Source organism: Halosimplex pelagicum, assembly GCF_013415905.1.
In the GTDB taxonomy this organism is placed as follows: Archaea; Halobacteriota; Halobacteria; order Halobacteriales; family Haloarculaceae; genus Halosimplex; species Halosimplex pelagicum.
This window is the reverse complement of record NZ_CP058909.1, coordinates 2,016,982-2,033,545: the sequence shown is the minus strand read 5'-3', so window position 1 is coordinate 2,033,545 and position 16,564 is coordinate 2,016,982. Positions and strand designations below refer to the sequence as shown.

At 68.3% G+C, this 16,564-nt stretch carries 13 protein-coding genes; 3 read left to right on the top strand and 10 right to left on the bottom strand.

Annotated elements, in window-relative coordinates; genetic code table 11:
* Nucleotides 1-50 precede the first annotated feature (50 nt).
* Genes mfnA through HZS54_RS09965 form a run of 3 tightly spaced genes read right to left on the bottom strand, consistent with a single transcriptional unit; the run spans nucleotide 51 to nucleotide 2,286 of the window.
* Nucleotides 51-1,100 carry a tyrosine decarboxylase MfnA gene (mfnA, locus tag HZS54_RS09975; RefSeq protein ID WP_179922403.1) on the bottom strand — a complete coding sequence of 350 codons (1,050 nt, stop codon included), beginning with the start codon at nucleotides 1,098-1,100 and terminating at the stop codon, nucleotides 51-53.
* A 54-nt stretch (nucleotides 1,101-1,154) separates the two neighbouring features.
* Nucleotides 1,155-1,895 carry a DICT sensory domain-containing protein gene (locus HZS54_RS09970; protein WP_179922402.1) on the bottom strand — a complete coding sequence of 247 codons (741 nt, stop codon included), beginning with the start codon at nucleotides 1,893-1,895 and terminating at the stop codon, nucleotides 1,155-1,157.
* Nucleotides 1,885-2,286 carry a DUF7344 domain-containing protein gene (locus tag HZS54_RS09965; protein WP_179922401.1) on the bottom strand — a complete coding sequence of 134 codons (402 nt, stop codon included), beginning with the start codon at nucleotides 2,284-2,286 and terminating at the stop codon, nucleotides 1,885-1,887. The genes HZS54_RS09970 and HZS54_RS09965 overlap by 11 nt, the downstream gene beginning before the upstream one ends.
* A gap of 186 nt (nucleotides 2,287-2,472) precedes the next feature.
* Here HZS54_RS09965 and HZS54_RS09960 point away from each other — a divergent pair, with 186 nt between their 5' ends.
* Complete coding sequence (locus HZS54_RS09960) at nucleotides 2,473-3,216, top strand: SDR family oxidoreductase (RefSeq protein ID WP_179922400.1); 744 nt, start codon at nucleotides 2,473-2,475, stop codon at nucleotides 3,214-3,216.
* Between the two features lie 245 nt (nucleotides 3,217-3,461).
* The gene (locus tag HZS54_RS09955) at nucleotides 3,462-3,938 is read left to right on the top strand and encodes a hypothetical protein (RefSeq protein ID WP_179922399.1); all 477 of its coding nucleotides are present in this window, start codon (nucleotides 3,462-3,464) and stop codon (nucleotides 3,936-3,938) included.
* 220 nt (nucleotides 3,939-4,158) lie between these two features.
* On the opposite strand, the gene ppsA is transcribed toward HZS54_RS09955, so the two are convergent.
* The 7 genes from ppsA to HZS54_RS09925 form a co-directional block, all read right to left on the bottom strand.
* On the bottom strand, nucleotides 4,159-6,480 hold the full coding sequence (ppsA, locus tag HZS54_RS09950) for a phosphoenolpyruvate synthase (protein WP_179922398.1): 2,322 nt from the start codon (nucleotides 6,478-6,480) through the stop codon (nucleotides 4,159-4,161).
* A gap of 215 nt (nucleotides 6,481-6,695) precedes the next feature.
* On the bottom strand, nucleotides 6,696-7,613 hold the full coding sequence (locus tag HZS54_RS09945) for a PhzF family phenazine biosynthesis protein (protein WP_179922397.1): 918 nt from the start codon (nucleotides 7,611-7,613) through the stop codon (nucleotides 6,696-6,698).
* Nucleotides 7,614-8,085: 472 nt separating this feature from the next.
* Complete coding sequence (locus tag HZS54_RS09940; protein ID WP_179922396.1) at nucleotides 8,086-9,267, bottom strand: tubulin/FtsZ family protein; 1,182 nt, start codon at nucleotides 9,265-9,267, stop codon at nucleotides 8,086-8,088.
* 298 nt (nucleotides 9,268-9,565) lie between these two features.
* The gene (locus HZS54_RS26445; protein WP_281377745.1) at nucleotides 9,566-9,691 is read right to left on the bottom strand and encodes a hypothetical protein; all 126 of its coding nucleotides are present in this window, start codon (nucleotides 9,689-9,691) and stop codon (nucleotides 9,566-9,568) included.
* A 113-nt stretch (nucleotides 9,692-9,804) separates the two neighbouring features.
* Nucleotides 9,805-10,995 carry a segregation and condensation protein A gene (locus tag HZS54_RS09935; RefSeq protein ID WP_179922395.1) on the bottom strand — a complete coding sequence of 397 codons (1,191 nt, stop codon included), beginning with the start codon at nucleotides 10,993-10,995 and terminating at the stop codon, nucleotides 9,805-9,807.
* The gene (gene smc / locus HZS54_RS09930; RefSeq protein WP_179922394.1) at nucleotides 10,988-14,560 is read right to left on the bottom strand and encodes a chromosome segregation protein SMC; all 3,573 of its coding nucleotides are present in this window, start codon (nucleotides 14,558-14,560) and stop codon (nucleotides 10,988-10,990) included. The genes HZS54_RS09935 and smc overlap by 8 nt, the downstream gene beginning before the upstream one ends.
* Before the next feature lie 24 nt (nucleotides 14,561-14,584).
* Nucleotides 14,585-14,851: a DUF7518 family protein gene (locus HZS54_RS09925; protein ID WP_179922392.1), complete on the bottom strand. Its 267-nt coding sequence runs from the start codon at nucleotides 14,849-14,851 to the stop codon at nucleotides 14,585-14,587.
* Nucleotides 14,852-15,062: 211 nt separating this feature from the next.
* On the opposite strand from HZS54_RS09925, the gene gatB reads away from it, so the two are divergent.
* Entirely contained in the window at nucleotides 15,063-16,550 is a 1,488-nt protein-coding gene (gene gatB, locus HZS54_RS09920) for an Asp-tRNA(Asn)/Glu-tRNA(Gln) amidotransferase subunit GatB (RefSeq protein ID WP_179922390.1), read from the top strand.
* The last annotated feature ends 14 nt before the right edge of the window (nucleotides 16,551-16,564 follow it).

The following is a 16,564-nucleotide window of genomic DNA, read 5'->3' as shown; positions in this document are numbered from 1 at the left end:
CATATTTGCCCTACGTAGCTCGGTACCAGTCGCGGGTCGCCCTGCGTCGCTCAGTACCAGTCGAGGTCGGCGACGAACGAACGCAGCATCGAGCGGGTGACGTGTGGCATGCAGACGACGCGCATCTCGTCGGCGCCGGTCTTGGCGACCCGCCAGCCCCGCGAGCGCAGCTCCTCGGTCATCGGCACCGAGAGGTCGGCGGCCACCAGCGGCAGGTCCGGTTCGACCACGTCGTGCCCGCGCGCGGCGAGCTGGTCGGCCAGCCACTCCGCGTTGTCCATCGACCGGTCGTACTGCTCGCGGTAGCCCTCGGGCCACAGCGCCTCCATCGCGGCGACGGCGCTGGCGACGCCCGCGCCGCTGCGCGTCCCGGTCAGCGTCACCTGCGACGTGGACTCCAGGTAGGGGGTCCGGATGGCGAGCTCGTCGAGCAGCGACCGGTCGCGCACCACCAGCCCGCCGGCGGGGATGGCGGCCTGCCCCATCTTGTGCGGGTCGATCGTCAGCGTGTCCACGTCGGCGTCGTCGAAGCCCCACTCGTGGTCGGTGAACGGCAGGACGAACCCGCCCCAGGCGGCGTCGACGTGACAGAGCGCGTCGACCTCGCCCGCGATCGCGGCGAGTTCGGGGATCGGGTCGACGTAGCCGTACTCCGTCGAGCCGGCGACGCCGACGACGCAGACGGTGTCCTCGTCGACGAGTTCGGCCATCGCATCGGGGTCGGCGCGGTGGCCGGTGGTGGGCGCGGTGCGGTACTCCACGTCGAGCACGTCCGCGGCCTTGGTAAAGGAGAAGTGGGCGCTCGCGGGCGCGACGACGTTCGGGTCGTCGGTGTCGGCGCGGTTGCGGGCGATCCGGACGGCCTGGATGTTGGCCTCCGTGCCGCCGCTGGCGACGTAGCCCTCGGGGTCGGGGTGGCCGGTCACCTCGCCCAGCAGGTCGACCGCCCGGTCTTCGAGGGCGGCGACGCTCTCGTAGGTGCCGGGGTCGCCGGGGTTGGTCGCGAGAAAGCGCTCGGCCGCCTCCCGAGCCGCGGGGTGGGGTTCGGTACACATCGACGACAGGACGCGCTCGAAATCCTGCGGCTCGGCCAGCTGCATACCCGCAGACAGGGGAGCGACTCGTTTAGCTCCTGCGGTGTCGGAACCGGTCGTTCACGGGCTCTCGCCGGCCACGTCGTCGAGGTACGCCGTCAGGTCGTCGACGACCGCCGAGTCGTAGGTCACGACCCCGACGTAGGTCCCCGGCGACTTCTCCTCGGCGATCATCGCGCACTTCGCGCCGTCGTCGCCGGCGCCGTCGAAGGCGACGACCCAGAAGTCGCTGAGCTCCCCCGCCTCGTCGCGCCGGATCTCGACGCCGTCGATCGCCGGCGGCTCCCAGTCGGGGTCGCCGTAGACCGCGACCGCGAGCTCGGTGGTCCCCGCGAGGTGCTCGTACATCGAGACCTGCCCCTCGAAGGCCGACAGCGACTGGAAGGTCACGTAGAGAGTCCCGCGACCGGTTCGCCAGGCGCGGTCCTCGATCTCGCGGGCGGTCGCCACCAGCCGTCTCCTGTCGTCCATCTCGAAGGAGGCCCCCGAGAGCAACGCGACCAGGTCGCGGTACGCGGACGCCGCGGCGGACGCGTCCCAGGGCGCGCCCTCGGAGGGGTCGTGCAACTCTTCGAACCCGGCCGCCGAGACGGCGCCGAGGTACTCCCCGCCGCGCTTGACGACGAGGTAGCCCGACATCTCGGGGATCGGCAGCGGCTCGTGGACCAGTTCGGCGTCGAACCGGTCGAGGACGGCCGCCAGGTCGTCGGACGGTTCCGGGCCGAAAGTTGTGACCGTCTTCGGCGGGCCGCGCGCGCGGTCGCGTAGCTCGCGGAGCGGCGGCTCGCCGTCAGCCGCCATCGTCGGCTCCCGCGTCGCCGGCCGCGGCGAGCAGGCGTTCGAGGTCGACCGCCGCGTCGGTCGCGTCGGCCCGTAGCGACGCGTCGAGGATCGCCGCTTCGGCCGCCGAGAGCTCGGTGAGCGCGACCCGTCCCCCGTCCGGGTCGTACTCGACGACGCCCGCCGCGTCGAGCGCCGGCAGGTGGACGTGATGGAGCCCGATCCGCACGTCGTCGTGGGCGACCGACCGATCGGGCCCCGGCCCCGCCTCGGTCCAGCCAGTCACCAAGTCCGCGAGCGTCTCGAGCGACGCCGATCCGTGCTCCCGCAGGTAGTAGACGGCTATCCGCCTGTCCCGTTGGGCGAGCGCCCCGAACAGGTGAGATATCTCTCCCCCCTCGTCGAATGCCATGATTAAACGTACACTCCGGCAGTCAAGAATCTATTGGGAACCGCGACCTCAGCCCGCTCCGCCCCACAGTACGGCGGTTCGACCCATATCGGACCTCGCGGTCCGCCCGCGGTAGCGCGGTCGAGCGACGCCGGTCGCCCCGCCCGACTACCGACACTTATGACGGCGCCCGCCCTATCGAGCGCCATGTCGACCGAGCAGTCCCTGGACGGACAGGCAGCGATCGTGACCGGCGCGAGTTCCGGTATCGGCGAGGCGACGGCCCACGCGCTGGCCGAAGACGGCGCCGACGTGGCCCTGGCGGCCCGCCGCGAGGAGCGCCTCGAATCGATCGCCGCGGACCTCGAAGACGCCTACGGCGTCGAGACGCTGGTCGTGCCGACGAACGTCCGCAGCGAGGACGCCGTCGACGCGCTGGTCGAGAAGACGGTCACGGAGTTCGGCCGGCTGGACCTGCTGGTGAACAACGTCGGCGTCGTCGCCGGCGACGGCGTCGACGACCTCTCGACGGAGGATTACCGCACGATGATGGAGGTCAACGTCGACGGCTACTTCTTCGCGACGCGCGCGGCGCTGCCCCACCTCCGCGAGTCGTCGGGCACCGTCGTGTTCATCGGGAGTTTCGCCGGGCAGTACCCCCGACCCTTTAACCCCGTCTACGCGGCCTCGAAGTGGTGGGTCCGCGGCTTCGCCAAGAGCGTCTCCGCCGACGCCGGCGAGGACGACGTGGCCGTCACCACCATCAACCCCGCCGAGGTCCGCAGCGAGTTCGCCAGCGAGAGCGGCGAGTCCTTCGAGGAACGCTTCGAGGAGGGCGAGGCCTCCGAGCCGACCGAGATCGCCGACGCCGTCCGCTTCGCCGCCAAGCAGGACCCCTCGATGGTCTCCGAGATGGACCTGTACCGTCGGGACAAGCTCACCTTCTTCTGAGCGGTCGGTGTCTATTACCGAACTTTAAATACGAACGGGCAACACCTCGGACCGACTCTATGGGTCTGCGCGGGCTCCTCGGTTCCGACGAGTCGGAGGTACACTCCGAGTCCAGAAGCGGGTGGAACGAGAACAGTTTCCCGGCGTGGGATTCCGAGGAGGACGCGTTGAACGTTGCACGAACCGATGCACGGCAGTCGCTCGATCAGACGATTCACACGATCCGAGACATCGACGAAACCGCGATGTCGACGCTCAGAATCGATCTCATCATCATCGGATTGGTACTGACTGCGGTTACGTCCGTCCCGGCCACGCTTCGACTGGGCAACGTCGTTTCGATACTCGGGTTCGTGTCGATCCTCGGTTCGGCACTCCTCGCGCTCGTCACGAACATCGGTTCGAACTATCCGACCGGGGTCAGCGCGGACTATCTCAGGGAGTTCCAGGCGTCGTCCTGGAGCGAACGCGAGTGGAACGAGTGGATGATCAGAGAGTACGAGTCCTGGCTCGCCGATACGAGTCAGATGGCCGACGGTGACGCTCGGGCGCTGTTCTACACGCAGTTGACGCTCGCTCTGGGTATCGTGCTTCTGGTCGCCGGCATCGTCCTCGGTGTGACCGGGCGGCCACCGGTCGATCCGCTCGTCGAGATCGGAAACCGAAGCGCACGGGCGACCGGATCAACTTTTTATGTTGGACCACAGTACGTACGGATATGAGCGAGTCTCCGAAAACCGGCCGAGAGGTCGAAGAACAACGTGTCCGTCGGGGACCCAAGATCATCTCGGATTTCGTCCGTTCGCTGGCCAAATCCGACGATTCGGAACGTTCGTAACTCCCCTGTTCTCGCGGCGACCCGTCGCCTGCCAGTCCAGAAACGTCGGTTTCGATCGGTGCTGAAGAAGACGAACGGTGAGATATCTGAACGGTCGTGCGGACTCAGCGCACGTCGTCGAGCAACAACTTCTGCTCGACGCGCTTGACCTCGTGTTGCACGTCGCGGACGGCGTCGATGTTCGCGGAGATGGAGGTGACCCCCTCGTTGACGAGGTGGTCGACCATCTCGGGCTTCGAGGCGGCCTGGCCGCAGATGCTCGTGGCCACGCCCTGTTCGCGGCAGGTCTCGATGGTCTCGCTGATGAGCTTCAACACCGAGGGGTGGAGCTCGTCGAAGCGGTCGGCGACCCGCCCGTTGTTGCGGTCGACCGCGAGGGTGTACTGCGTGAGGTCGTTCGTACCGAAGGAGACGAAGTCGATGCCCGCGTCGGCCATCGCCTCGACGCCGAGCGCGGCGGCGGGCGTCTCGATCATCACGCCCCAGTCCTGCTTGTCGGGGTCGATGCCCTCCTGCTCCATGAGCCGGCGGGCCCGCAGCACGTCCTCCGCGTCGTTGACGAGCGGGAACATGATCTCGACGTTGTCGTAGCCCAGCTCGAACAGCCGGCGGAAGGCGGCGAGTTCGTGGGCGAACAGATCGGGGCGGTCGAGGCTGCGGCGGATGCCGCGATAACCGAGCATCGGGTTGTGCTCGGCGGGCTCGTCGGCGCCGCCCTCCAGCTGGCGGAACTCGTCGGTCGGCGCGTCGAGCGTGCGCACGCGGACGGGCCGGGGGTAGAACTCCTCGGCGACGCCGCGGACGCCGTCGACGATCTCGGAGACGTACTCGTCGGCGCTGTGGTCGGCGATGTAGCGCTCGGGCGTCTTGTTCGTCGAGAGGATCATGTGCTCCATCCGCAGGAGGCCGACGCCGTCGGCGCCGGTCGCGGCCGCGCGTTCGGCCGCGTCCGGGATGGAGACGTTGACCTTGACCTCCGTCGCGGTCATCGGCTTGACGGGGGCCTGCGGGCGGACCTCCTCGACGGGTTCGCGCTCGTCGCCGCCGGTGGCGTCGCCCTGCTCGACGGTGCCCTTCTCGCCGTCGATGGTGACGACCTGGCCGTCGCTGAGCGTCTCGGAACCCTGTTCGGTGCCGACGATGGCCGGCACGCCGAGTTCGCGGGAGACGATGGCGGCGTGGCTGGTCATGCCGCCCTCGTCGGTGACGATGCCGGTGGCGCGCTTCATCGCCGGCACCATGTCGGGGGTGGTCATCTCGGCGACGATGATGTCGCCCTCCTCGACCTTGTCGAGGTGGTCGAGCTTCCGGACGATGCGGGCCGGGCCGGAGACGCGGCCGGGGCTGGCGCCGATGCCGGAGAAGACGACGTTGCCGTCGCCGGCGCTCGCGCCACCGCCGGAGTCGGCCGCCGCGCCGCCGTCGGCGACGCCCGCCACGTCACCGACGCCGTTGGTGGCGCCTTCGACCTCCTCGGCGTCCTCGTCGATGGTGGTGATCGGTCGGGACTGGAGGACGTACAGTTCCCCGTCGGCGATGGCCCACTCCACGTCCTGGGGGTCGCCGTAGTAGGATTCGATCTCGTCGCCGAGGCCCACGAGGCGGTCGAGTTCGGCCTCCGAGAGGACCTGCTCGTCGCGCTTGTCCTCGGGGACCGGACGCTCGATCGTCTCGCCGGTCTCCTCGTCGCGGACGTGCATGACCTTTTTAGTGGCGACGGTGGCGTCGCGCAGCTCGCCGGTCTCGCGGTCGAGGACGTACTTGTCGGGGGAGACGGCGCCCGAAACCACGGCCTCGCCCAGGCCCCAGGCGGACTCGATGATGGCCTGCGGGGCGCCGGTGGTGGGGTGGCTCGTGAACATGACGCCGCTCTTCTCGGCGTCGACCATCAGCTGGACGACGACCGCGATGTTGACAACGTCGTGGGAGAATCCCTGCTCCTGTCGGTAGTAGATCGCGCGCTGCGTGAAGAGAGAGGCCCAGCAGTCCCGCACCTTGTCGAGCAGGTCCGAGCGGGTGACGTTGAGGAACGTCTCCTGCTGGCCGGCAAAGGACGCGTCGGGCAGGTCCTCGGCCGTCGCCGACGAGCGGACCGCCACGGAGGCGTCGCCGTCCTCGACGGAGTCGTAGGCCGCGAGGATCTCCTCGCGGATGGAGTCGGGCATCTCCGTCTCCTGGATGAGCTCCTGGGCGCGCTCGGCGGCCCGCGCCAGCGCCTGGGAGTCGTCGACGGAGACGTCGACGGCCTCGAACAGCTCCTCGTCGATACCCGTCTCCTCGATGAACGACCGGTACGTCTCGGCCGTCACGACGAACCCGGGGGGCACCGGCAGACCCGCCGATGTCAGCTCCCCCAGGGATGCGCCTTTACCTCCGACCGAGTCGAAGTCCTCGGCCGTAACGTCGTCCAGCCAGAGTAATGCCATGACCGTATCCACAGTGTCGCCGAGGATACCCAAGAACTTTCCGGCACTGATACCGATAAATATCTTGCGCTAGAGGCGGTAACGACGCCGTTCTATCGAAAATTGTTTCGCTTCCGAGTACTTGTGGCGCCCTCCCACGGTCACCGCTCGCACGTCAGCGGTCCGGCGGGGACGAACACCGCTCGCAGGCGTCCGGCCGCGTCGGCGGTCGCGGGCTACGCTTCGATGATGTCGTCCTCGTCCGACTCGGGGACCGTGAGGTCGCCGTCGAGCGTCGTGACCGCGCGGCCGCCGACGCGGGGCGCCGTCGCGCCCTCCTCGCCCTCGCGCGTGTCGACTAGCACCCGGCCCGGGCGGTCGAGGAAGTGACCCTGCTCGAACACCAGCGGGTCCTCGGCGTCTAGAGCGGCCTGATAGCGCAGATACGCGCCCACCGCGCCGCTGGCGGTCCCCGTGACGGGGTCCTCGGGGATGCCCGCAAGCGGCGCGAACGACCGCCCGTGCAGGGTCGCGTCGCCCTCCAGCGTGTCGAACGTGAAGGCGTACAGCCCCTCGGCGCCGTTCGCCTTGCAGAGCTTCTCGACGGCGTCGAGGTCGGGGTCGATCGCCGAGAGCTGTTCGAAGTAGCCCACCGGGACGACGAGGAACGGCAGGCCGGTCGAGGCGCGGGCGATGGGGAGGTCCTCGCCGACCTCCGACAGCGCCGGGGTGTCGAGGCCGAGCGCGTCGGCCGCGTCCTCCAGCGACACGTCGACCTCGCGGATCTCGGGCGGTGACTGGGTGAGCCAGACGGTGCCGTCGGGTTCGACTTCGACGTCGAGGACGCCGACCTCGGTCTCGACGGTGTACTCGCCGTCGTCGATCGCCCCGCGGTCGGACAGCGACGCGAACGCGGCGACGCTGGCGTGGCCGCAGAGGTCGACCTCGCGCTCGGGCGTGAAGTAGCGCAGCCGGTGGTCGGCCTCCTCGCTCGGGAGGACGAACGCCGTCTCGCTCGCGCCGAGTTCCGACGCGATGGCTCCCATCTGGTCGTCGGCGAGGTCGGCCGCCTCGGGGACGACCCCCGCCGGGTTGCCGGCCATCGGTTCCGTCGTGAACGCGTCGACGAGCTGGACGCGACGGGTCTCGGTCATGTGCTCTGTTGTCGGTCACGTCCGCAATAAAGAGCCGGGTGTGCGTGAGGGAATTTAGTCGCTGCTATCCCGACCGCGACCGCACCACACCCTGCGTCCGCTGGTGCCGCAAACAGCGTGAAAGCCCCGACGCGTTCGACTCCCGCGGTTCGCTGTGCTCCTCGGCCTTCGGCCTGCGGTGCTTGCGTCACCGGGGTTCGTCGAACGCGTCGCCCCTTTCATTCCCGCCCGTTTCTCCTGTTGAACGGTCTATGCGGGTGGGAATGAAAGGGGCCGCTCGCTCCGGGAAGACGGGCGACGTAAGCACTGGAGCGAACGCAGTGAGCGAAGCGCGCAGCAAGCCCCTCGACCGGAGCGAGCGGGGGCTTTCACGCTGTTCGCGGTCGCCCGATCGTCCCCGCGGTCTGCGGTCGCGGTGCTGGCGGTCACGCTCCCGTCGAATCTCGATCCGGAAGCGAATCGATAGACATCTTCAGATCGGGTCGAGTTCGCCGCCGTCGTCGGTGATGAGGTCGTTGATCTCGTCCTCGCGGGTGTCGGCCTGCTGCTGGATGTTGGACTTGGCGTCGACGGCCTGGTCCTGGAGGGCGTCGATGCGGTCGACCCGCGTGACGTTCGAGAGCAACACCGCGACCGACAGCCTGTCGGCGCCCTCGCGGGGGTCGTCGCCGGCCAGGATCTCGACGCTGTCGGTCTCGCGTTCGAGCCACTCGCGGGCGCGGCGCATGCCCTTCTGAGAGAACTCCGAGGGCGGGCCGGAGACGACGATCAGCGAGCGCTCGGCGGAGTCGATCTCGGCGGGGATCGTCAGCCGGGACTTGACGGCCTTGCGGACGAGGCCGTGGACCTTCATCGTGAGGTCGCCGTCGTCGCGGTCCTCGTCGTGGCCGTTCGTGAACCGACTGATGAGCCCCTTCTCCTCGCGAGTGCCCGATTCGAGGCCGGAGGAGGCGAAGGCGATGGAGCTGACGCCGCCGGTGGCGAGGGTGCGCTTCACGTCCGAGGAGTCCATGGCCGCTTCGGAGATCTGGGAGCCGTCGAGTTCCCCCGCGGCCAGCAGGGTGACGACGCGGCGGGCGATCTCTTCGTTGGTGCGGTCGTAGCCCATCTCGACGGAGTCGCCGTGCTGGCGCCAGGTGTCGTTGTCGAACAGGACGAGGTTCTCGGTGGCCTCAGTGAAGGAGGTCAGCGACCGGGCGGCGTTGAACGCGGGGCGGCCGCCCTCGTCGGCGCTGGGGAGCACGCCCAGGCCGTACACCGGTTCGGCGTAGCGGTCGCTCAGGGTCTCGGCGAGGACGGGCGCGCCGCCGGAGCCGGTGCCGCCGCCGAGACCGGCGACGACCAGGAAGCCGTCGATGTCGTGGATCGGCACGCCGTCCATGGCGCGCTCGATCTCGTGGTGGTCCTGGCGCGCGATGGTCGCGCCGACCTCGGGGTCGGCGCCGGCGCCGCGGCCCTTGACGCGCTGGTCGGTCTGGCCGATGAGGATGCGGTTGTCCCGCGGGACGTAGTCGAGCTTGGCGAGGTCGATCTCGGCGGAGTTGACCGCGAGCGCGAACCGACACAGCGACCGGCCCGTGTTCGACTCGAACGCGAGCAGTTTGTCCACGACCTTCCCACCGGCGTTACCGAAGCCGATCACGGCGAGGTTCATGTACGCTCGTCCGGCGTGTGTTTCGTTAACTATGAGCCGCTTTCTCGCGTCGACGCGAGCGCAACGACCGCTTACTCGCGCTCGCGGACCGCCCGATTGCGAGCGGATCCGCAGGGTATACGCAGGGAACCCGCGACCGCCCGGTAACCGCTCGATAGCCGCCGACCAGAGTCCGCAGGTGGCGACGCCGGGACCGGATTCGGACGGGCCGCGGCGCTGTTCCGATACCGTCACAACGTCGAAGCGTACACCGACGCGTCGCTCGGAGACGGCTCCCTCCCCCTCGATCCCGGGCCGATCAGCGACGGCGCTCGCGACGCCCTCGCCCGTCGTCGCGGACGTACCGGAGCGCCCCGTAGAAGGCCTCGATGTCGACTTCCCCGTCGGCCTCCTCCAGGCGCTCCCGGAATTTGGTCGGAGTCATGATCAACGTTAACATACGACGAAGGGGCGGATAAGTGTTTCGTCGAGGTAGTCGAGGACGGTCGGCGGCGTCGCTGTTCGGTCGGTATCGGTAGAAAGCGGGCGACGACGGCGTCAGTCCGCGACGGCTTCCTCGGAGCCGGTGGCCGCGTTGGGGTCCTGCACCCACAGGTCGCCGAACATCTCGTCCTGGGTGAGGCGGACGTGGCCGCGGTGGGCCAGGAAGAGCAGGCCGAGGAAGGTGAGCACGCGCGAGCCGCCGGTGTCGGAGATTTCGCGGTACAGCACCTCGTCGCGGCCCTTGTCGTACTGCTCGCGCAGCGCGTCGTGGACGTCGTCGATGATCTCGTCGACGTGTTCCTCGTGGGCGGTGTCGGTCACGTCGGCGGCGCTGGGCTCCTCGTCCATCCGGAAGTCGTCGCCGCTGCGGTAGTCCAGCTCCTGCGTGCCGCGGTCGAAGCCGCCCGGCGAGTCGCTAGTGTCGTACTCCCGGGACTCCTTCCACCAGTTGTCCCGCTCGGCCTCGCGCAGGTCCCGGACGAGTTCGTCGAGCGTCTGGGGCATCCCGCGGGCGCGCCGCCGCTCCAGCCGGCGGTCCATCTCCGACTCCAGCGCGGCGAAGGGGTCCGGCCCCTCGAAGCCGTCGTCGGCCATCTCGCCGCCCTGCTCCCAGGGCTCCTCCCACGGTTCCTCCTCCTCGTCGCTCCCGTCGTCGAGCATCGCGTCGCTCTTCATCCGCAGGAGGACGCTCGCGTAGAACAGCGCCCGACCCGAGGTCCGGAGGTCACCCTCGTCGAGGCGGTCAAGGAACTTGTCCGTCACCGCGACGATGTCGATGTCCCACGGGTCGATCTCGCCGTCCTCCGCGAGATTGACGAGCACCTCGACCGGCTCGACGTTCTCCTCGTCGTCGTTCTCGCCCCCGTCCCCGGCGGTCGAGGCGGCCGCGTCGGCCTCCTCGTCGACCGTCGGGTCCGGCTGGCCGTCCACCGACGGGTCGCCGGTGACAAGGTCGCCGGTCGCCGCCTCGCCGGCGTTCCCGTCCGACTCGTCGTCGCCGTCGGCTTCGCCGAACGGGTCGTCGGCGTCTTCGCCGGGCGGCGTCCGGTCTTCGTGACCGGCGATGTTCAGCGGGATGTCGTCGTCCACGCTGTCTCGCGGGTCGTCACTCCGTTCCTCCCCGCTCGACTTCTCCGAGGTCTCCCCCGACGCCTGCGGCGTCTCCGAGGTCTCGCTATCTCGCGGGTCGTCGCTCCGCTCCTCCCCGCTCGAATCCTTCGAGTCGCTGCGCGACTCGCTAGTCATCCGCCGGCACCCCCTCGGAACTGAGGTCGATACCCGTCACCGCGGAGATGTTGTCGCCCTGCATCGTCACGCCGATGGCCCGCTCGGAGCGTTCGAGCATCGCCGAGCGGTGGCTGACGACGACGAACTGCGCCTTCCCGGCAAGTTCGTCGACCATCTCGCCGACCAGGTCGGCGTTCTTCGCGTCGAGGAAGGCGTCGACCTCGTCGAGCGCGTAGAACGGCGCGGGGTTGTGCCGCTGGATGGCGAAGATGAACGCGAGCGCGGTCAGCGACTTCTCCCCGCCGGACATGGCGTTGAGCCGCTGGATCGGCTTGTCCGCGGGCTGTGCCTTCATCGTCAGGCCGCCCTCGAAGGGGTCCTCCTCGTTCTCCAAGTGGAGCTGGCCGCTGCCGTTCGACAGCCGCTCGAAGATGTCACGGAACTGCTCGTCGATGGCGTCGTAGGCCTCCATGAACGTCTCCTTCTTGTTCTGCTCGTAGCGGTCGATCCGGTCGCGGATGCCCTCGGCCTCCTCGACCAGGGTCCCCTTCTTGTCCTCCAGATCGTCGAGTTCGTCCTCGACGCGGTCGTACTCCTCGATGGCGAGCATGTTCACCGGCTCCAGCGCCTCCATCTCGCCTTCGAGGCGGGCGATCTCCGACTCGACCTCGTCGTGGTCGGGGATCTCCTCGGGGTCGTAGTCGCCGACCGCGGCCTCGAGCTCGTCGACCTCCCACTCTAACCGGTCGGCCTCGTCGCGCCGTTCGTCGAGGTCGCTCTCGACCGCACCGACCGCCTCCTTCTTCTCGTCGCGCTCGGCGCGGGCCTCCTTGAGGTCCGCCTTGAGGTCCTCGCGCTCGTCCTTGAGGTCGGCCAGCTCGGATTCGAGTTCGGCGACCGCCTCCTCCTTCTCCTCGAGGACCTCCTCCTTCTCGGCGATCTCGCTCTCGAAGCCCTCGATGCGCTCCTGGTGTTTCGCCTTGCGGTTCTGCGCCGACTCGATCTTCTCCTGCAGGTCGTCGATGGCGTCCTCGGCGTACTCCTTCTCCAGCTGCAGCTCGTTCAGCTCGCCGTCCAGGTCGTCGATCTGGGCCTCCAGCTCGTCGATGGCGGCGTTGATCTCGTCGGCGCGACTCGTCAGGTCCGGCAGCTCCGAGTCCTCGACTTCGCTCTCCAGTTCGTCGATCTCACCTTCCAGCTCGTCGACCTCGGCGGTCTTGGCCTCGATGTCGGCCTCGATGGCGTCCATGTCCTCGGACACCTCGTCGCGCTCGCCCTCGATCTCTTCCAGCCGGTCTTCGAGGTCCGAAATCTTCTCGCGGACTTCCTCGCGTTCGGTCTCGCGCCGTTCGATGTCCGTCTCGATGTCGCGGACCTGCTCGGCGGCGTCCGATTCCTTGTCGCGGGCGTCGTCGAGGCGGTCCTCCACGTCCCGCAGGTCCTCGCGGACGGACTGGCGCTCGTCTTCGAGGTCGTTGATGTTGGCGGCGATGCGTTCGAGCTGGCCCTGGCCCCCGGAGAAGGAGTAGCGGGTGCCCTTCGAGGAACCGCCGGTCATGGCACCGGACTTCTCGGCGAGGTCGCCCTCCAGCGTGACCATCCGGAAGTCGCCCATCAGGTCCCGGGCGGTCTCCATGTCGTCGACGACGAGGGTGTCGCCGAGAACGTACGAGAAGATGCCCGCGTACTCGCTGTCGTAGTCGACGAGGTTGGCGGCGAAGTCGACGACGCCGTCGTGGCTCGGCAGGCTCGGCAGCGAGCGGTTCTGCATCTGCGTGATCGGCAGGAACGTCGCCCGGCCCGCGCCGCGGGATTTCAGGTAGTCGATACACTGCTGGCCGATGCCGTCGTCGTCGACGACGACGTGCGCCAGACGGCCCCCGGCCGCGGTCTCGCAGGCCACCGCGTACTCCGGGTCGACGCCGCCGAGCTGGCCGACCGTCCCGTGGACGCCGTCGATCCCGCCGTTGAGGATGGTCGTCACCGCGCGCCCGTACGAGGAGTCGCCGTCCTGGCCGGCCTTCGCCTCCAGCTCGGCGTACTCCTGCTGTTTGGCCGTCAGCTCGTCCTCGATGTCGTCCAGGTCGTCCTGTAGCTCGCGCCGTTCGTCTTTCAGGTCCGAAACCACCTCGGCGATGGTCTCCTGATTCTTCCGGGCCTTCTCCAGTTCGCCCTCTAGGTCGTCGATCTCGGCCTCGATCTCGGGGATCCGCTCCTCCAGCTCCTCGATCTCGGACTCGGTCTCCCGCTGCTCGTTCGACCGCCGCCGGGCCTCGTCGAGCAGGCGGTCCTGCTCGCGCTGGAGGTCGTTGCGCTCGGATTTCAGGCCCTCCAGACGCTCGCGTTTCTCCTCCAGCTCGTCTTTGACCTCCTCGAACTCCTCGCCGACCTCGTCGATGCGAGCCTGCACCTCTTCGAGCTCGGACTCCTTCTCCTGTACGTCGGCCGTCAGCGAGGACTTGGAGACCTTCGTCTCGCGGATGTCCGATTCGAGGTCGTCGATGGTCTCCTGTTTGCGGTCGATCTCGACGAACGCCTGGCGGCGCTCGTTCTCGGCGTCCTCGATGGTCTCCTCGGCCGACTCGATCTTGTCCTCCAGCCGGGAGATATCGCCCTTGACCTCCTCCATCTCCCGTTTGATGGCGAGCTGTTCGTCCTCGCCCTTGCGCTCGATCTCGGCGTTGAGCTCGTCGAGCTCCTCGTCCAGCCGGACGACGCGGCCCTGCCGTTCGTCGAGTTCCAGCTGGAGGTCCTCGAGTTCCGATTCGAGTTCCTCGACGGCGTCGGTGGCCGCGGTGAGTTCCTCGCGCTTGTCCTCTAGCTCGGCGGCCTTGCGGTAGCTCTCGTACTCGCCTTTCTCCTCGCGCAGGTCCTGGTACTCCAGGGCGGTCTCGCGTTCCTCCGAGAGCTGGTCGAGGCGGGTCTCCTTCTCCTCGATTCGGAGCTCGGCCTCCTCGATGCGCTCCTCGACGACCTCCAGTTCCTCGAAGGCGGATTCTTTCTTCTGGTCGAACTCGGCGACGCCGGCGATCTCGTCGATGATCTCCCGGCGGGCGCCGGGGGTCATGTTGATGATCTCGGTCACGTCGCCCTGCATGACGACGTTGTAGCCCTCGGGCGTGACGCCCGCCTGCGCGAGGAGGTCGCGGATGTCAGAGAGGTTGACCGAGCGGCCGTTGATGTAGTAGTACGAATAGTAGTTGTCGTCGGTCTCCTTGACGCGACGGCGTATCGAAATTTCGTCCACGTCGCCGACGTTCTCGGTGCCGGCGGCGGTGACGACCTGCGACCGGGAGAGTGTGCCGTCGTCGTTGGCGAGGATGACCTCGACGCTGGCCTCGCGTTCGCCGCCGGTGCCGGCGTCGTCGTCGGCGTGGCCGGGGTTGTAGATCAGGTCTGTCAGTTTCTCGGCGCGGATGCCGGAGGTCCGCGCCAGCCCCAGCGCGAACAGCACTGCGTCGATTATGTTGGACTTACCGGAGCCGTTGGGGCCGCTGACGGTGGTGAAGTCCTCGTAGAAGGGGATGCGAGTCTTCCGGCCGAAACTCTTGAAGTTGTCAAGGACGAGCTCTTTGATGTGCATGGTCGCTCGCGGTAGAGAGCCGGTCTAGGCGATGATGATGTCGCCGGGACCGCTCTCCGTGCTATCGTCTTCCTCGGTAGCCTCGGTTTTAGTCCTATCGGCCTCGACTTCGTCTGGAGATTCCGACGGTTCGGCGGCCTCGTCGGGGGTGAACCCGATGTCCTCGTCGACCGCGTTCTCCAGCTCGCGGAGGCGGACCTTGCACTCGACGAGTTCGTCCGTCAGCCCCTCGACGGACGCCTCGAGTTCCTTAACGCGTGATTCGAGCTCCTCGACTCGGTTACCGCACATATCACTACGAGTGGCTTCCCCCGTCATAAACCTACGTCAGACATTCGCACCGATCCTGATAGGAGCCGCCTACTCGCGGCGCCCGCCCGAGTGGACCGAGTCGACCGGTCCGAGTCCGGTCCGTCGAGCCGAACTCCGGCCGCGACGCCGGTACCCGTCGCCGCCGCGCGTGGTCGTTAGCCTTTAGCCGGGCGCCACCGAATCGCGGGTAATGACCGCACAAGCCGTCGAGACGGGGGACCTCGCGACCGTCATCGGACTGGAGGTCCACGTCCAGCTGGAGACGGACACCAAGATATTCTGCGGCTGTTCGACCGACGTGGGCGACGACGAGCCCAACACCCACACCTGCCCGGTGTGTCTGGGCCTGCCCGGCGCGCTCCCGGTCGTCAACGAGGGCGCCGTCGAGGCCGCCGTCAAGGTCGGCAAGGCCATCGACGCCACCATCCCCGAGGAGACGAACTTCCACCGGAAGAACTACTACTACCCCGACCTCCCCAAGAACTTCCAGATCACCCAGTACGACGCCCCGGTCTGCCAGGACGGCGAACTGGAGTTCTCCGTCGAGGGCGAGCGCCGGTCGGTGTCCGTTCGCCGCGCCCATCTGGAGGAGGACCCGGGCAGCCTCCAGCACAAGGGCGGCTCCATCGACACCGCCGACTACACGCTGGTCGACTACAACCGCGCGGGCACGCCCCTGATGGAGATCGTCACCGAGCCGGACTTCCGCTCGCCCGACGAGGTGCGGTCGTTCCTCGCGAAACTCACCGAGGTGCTCGAATACCTCGGCATCTTCGACGCCACCCGCGACGGCTCTCTCAGGGTGGACGCCAACCTCTCGATCGTCGAGGGCGAGGAGGTCGCGGCGGACGGCTCCATCGGGGAGGAGGCGCTGGAGTCGGCCAACCGCACGGAGGTCAAGAACATCTCCAGCCACAAGGGCGCCGAGAAGGCGCTGGCCTACGAGGAGACCCGCCAGCGCAACGCCATCCAGCGCGGCCGCGTCGTCGAGCAGGAGACCCGCCACTGGGACGAGTCCAAGGGCGTCACCCTCTCGATGCGCTCGAAGGAGGAGGAGAAGGACTACCGGTACTTCCGCGAGGCCGACCTCCCGCCGCTGAAAGTGAGCGACTGGAAGGAGCGGCTGTCGATTCCGGAACTCCCGGACGCCCGCCGCGAGCGCTTCCGCGAGGAGTACGGCCTCGACGAGGAGTCCGCGGACAAACTCACGAGCACGAAGGAGGTCGCCGACTTCTTCGAGGACGTGGCCGAGCGCTTCGACCCGGGCCTGGCTGCGACGTGGGTCGCCGACGAGCTGCTGGGCGAGCTGAACTACCGCGACATGGCGATCACCGACGTCGACGACCGCTTCGACGAGATCGAGCGGCTGGTCGAGCTGGTGGCGGAAGACGAGATCACGACGAAGAACGCCCGCGAGACCGTGCTTCGGGAGATGCTCGACGACGGCGACGCGCCGACGGAGATCGTCGACCGGGAGGACCTGGGCAAGACCAGCGGCGACGAGGTCCGGCAGGCGGTCGAGGAAGCCATCGAGGAGAACCCCGACGCCGTCGCGGACTACCACGACGGCGACGACGGCGCCATCAACTTCCTCGTCGGGCAGGTGATGGGCAAGACCGGCGGGTCGGCGGACCCCGGTGACGTGAACCAGTCGCTCCGCGAGGAACTGGACGGGTAAGCGCGAACGGGCTC

What these genes read in the sequence shown, in the direction of transcription:
- mfnA (WP_179922403.1), bottom strand. Translation starts at nt 1,100, where the DNA reads ATGCAGCTGGCCGAGCCGCAGGATTTCGAGCGCGTCCTGTCGTCGATG.
- HZS54_RS09970 (WP_179922402.1), bottom strand. Translation starts at nt 1,895, where the DNA reads ATGGCGGCTGACGGCGAGCCGCCGCTCCGCGAGCTACGCGACCGCGCG.
- HZS54_RS09965 (WP_179922401.1), bottom strand. Translation starts at nt 2,286, where the DNA reads ATGGCATTCGACGAGGGGGGAGAGATATCTCACCTGTTCGGGGCGCTC.
- HZS54_RS09960 (WP_179922400.1), top strand. Translation starts at nt 2,473, where the DNA reads ATGTCGACCGAGCAGTCCCTGGACGGACAGGCAGCGATCGTGACCGGC.
- HZS54_RS09955 (WP_179922399.1), top strand. Translation starts at nt 3,462, where the DNA reads ATGTCGACGCTCAGAATCGATCTCATCATCATCGGATTGGTACTGACT.
- ppsA (WP_179922398.1), bottom strand. Translation starts at nt 6,480, where the DNA reads ATGGCATTACTCTGGCTGGACGACGTTACGGCCGAGGACTTCGACTCG.
- HZS54_RS09945 (WP_179922397.1), bottom strand. Translation starts at nt 7,613, where the DNA reads ATGACCGAGACCCGTCGCGTCCAGCTCGTCGACGCGTTCACGACGGAA.
- HZS54_RS09940 (WP_179922396.1), bottom strand. Translation starts at nt 9,267, where the DNA reads ATGAACCTCGCCGTGATCGGCTTCGGTAACGCCGGTGGGAAGGTCGTG.
- HZS54_RS26445 (WP_281377745.1), bottom strand. Translation starts at nt 9,691, where the DNA reads ATGACTCCGACCAAATTCCGGGAGCGCCTGGAGGAGGCCGACGGGGAA.
- HZS54_RS09935 (WP_179922395.1), bottom strand. Translation starts at nt 10,995, where the DNA reads ATGACTAGCGAGTCGCGCAGCGACTCGAAGGATTCGAGCGGGGAGGAG.
- smc (WP_179922394.1), bottom strand. Translation starts at nt 14,560, where the DNA reads ATGCACATCAAAGAGCTCGTCCTTGACAACTTCAAGAGTTTCGGCCGG.
- HZS54_RS09925 (WP_179922392.1), bottom strand. Translation starts at nt 14,851, where the DNA reads ATGTGCGGTAACCGAGTCGAGGAGCTCGAATCACGCGTTAAGGAACTC.
- gatB (WP_179922390.1), top strand. Translation starts at nt 15,063, where the DNA reads ATGACCGCACAAGCCGTCGAGACGGGGGACCTCGCGACCGTCATCGGA.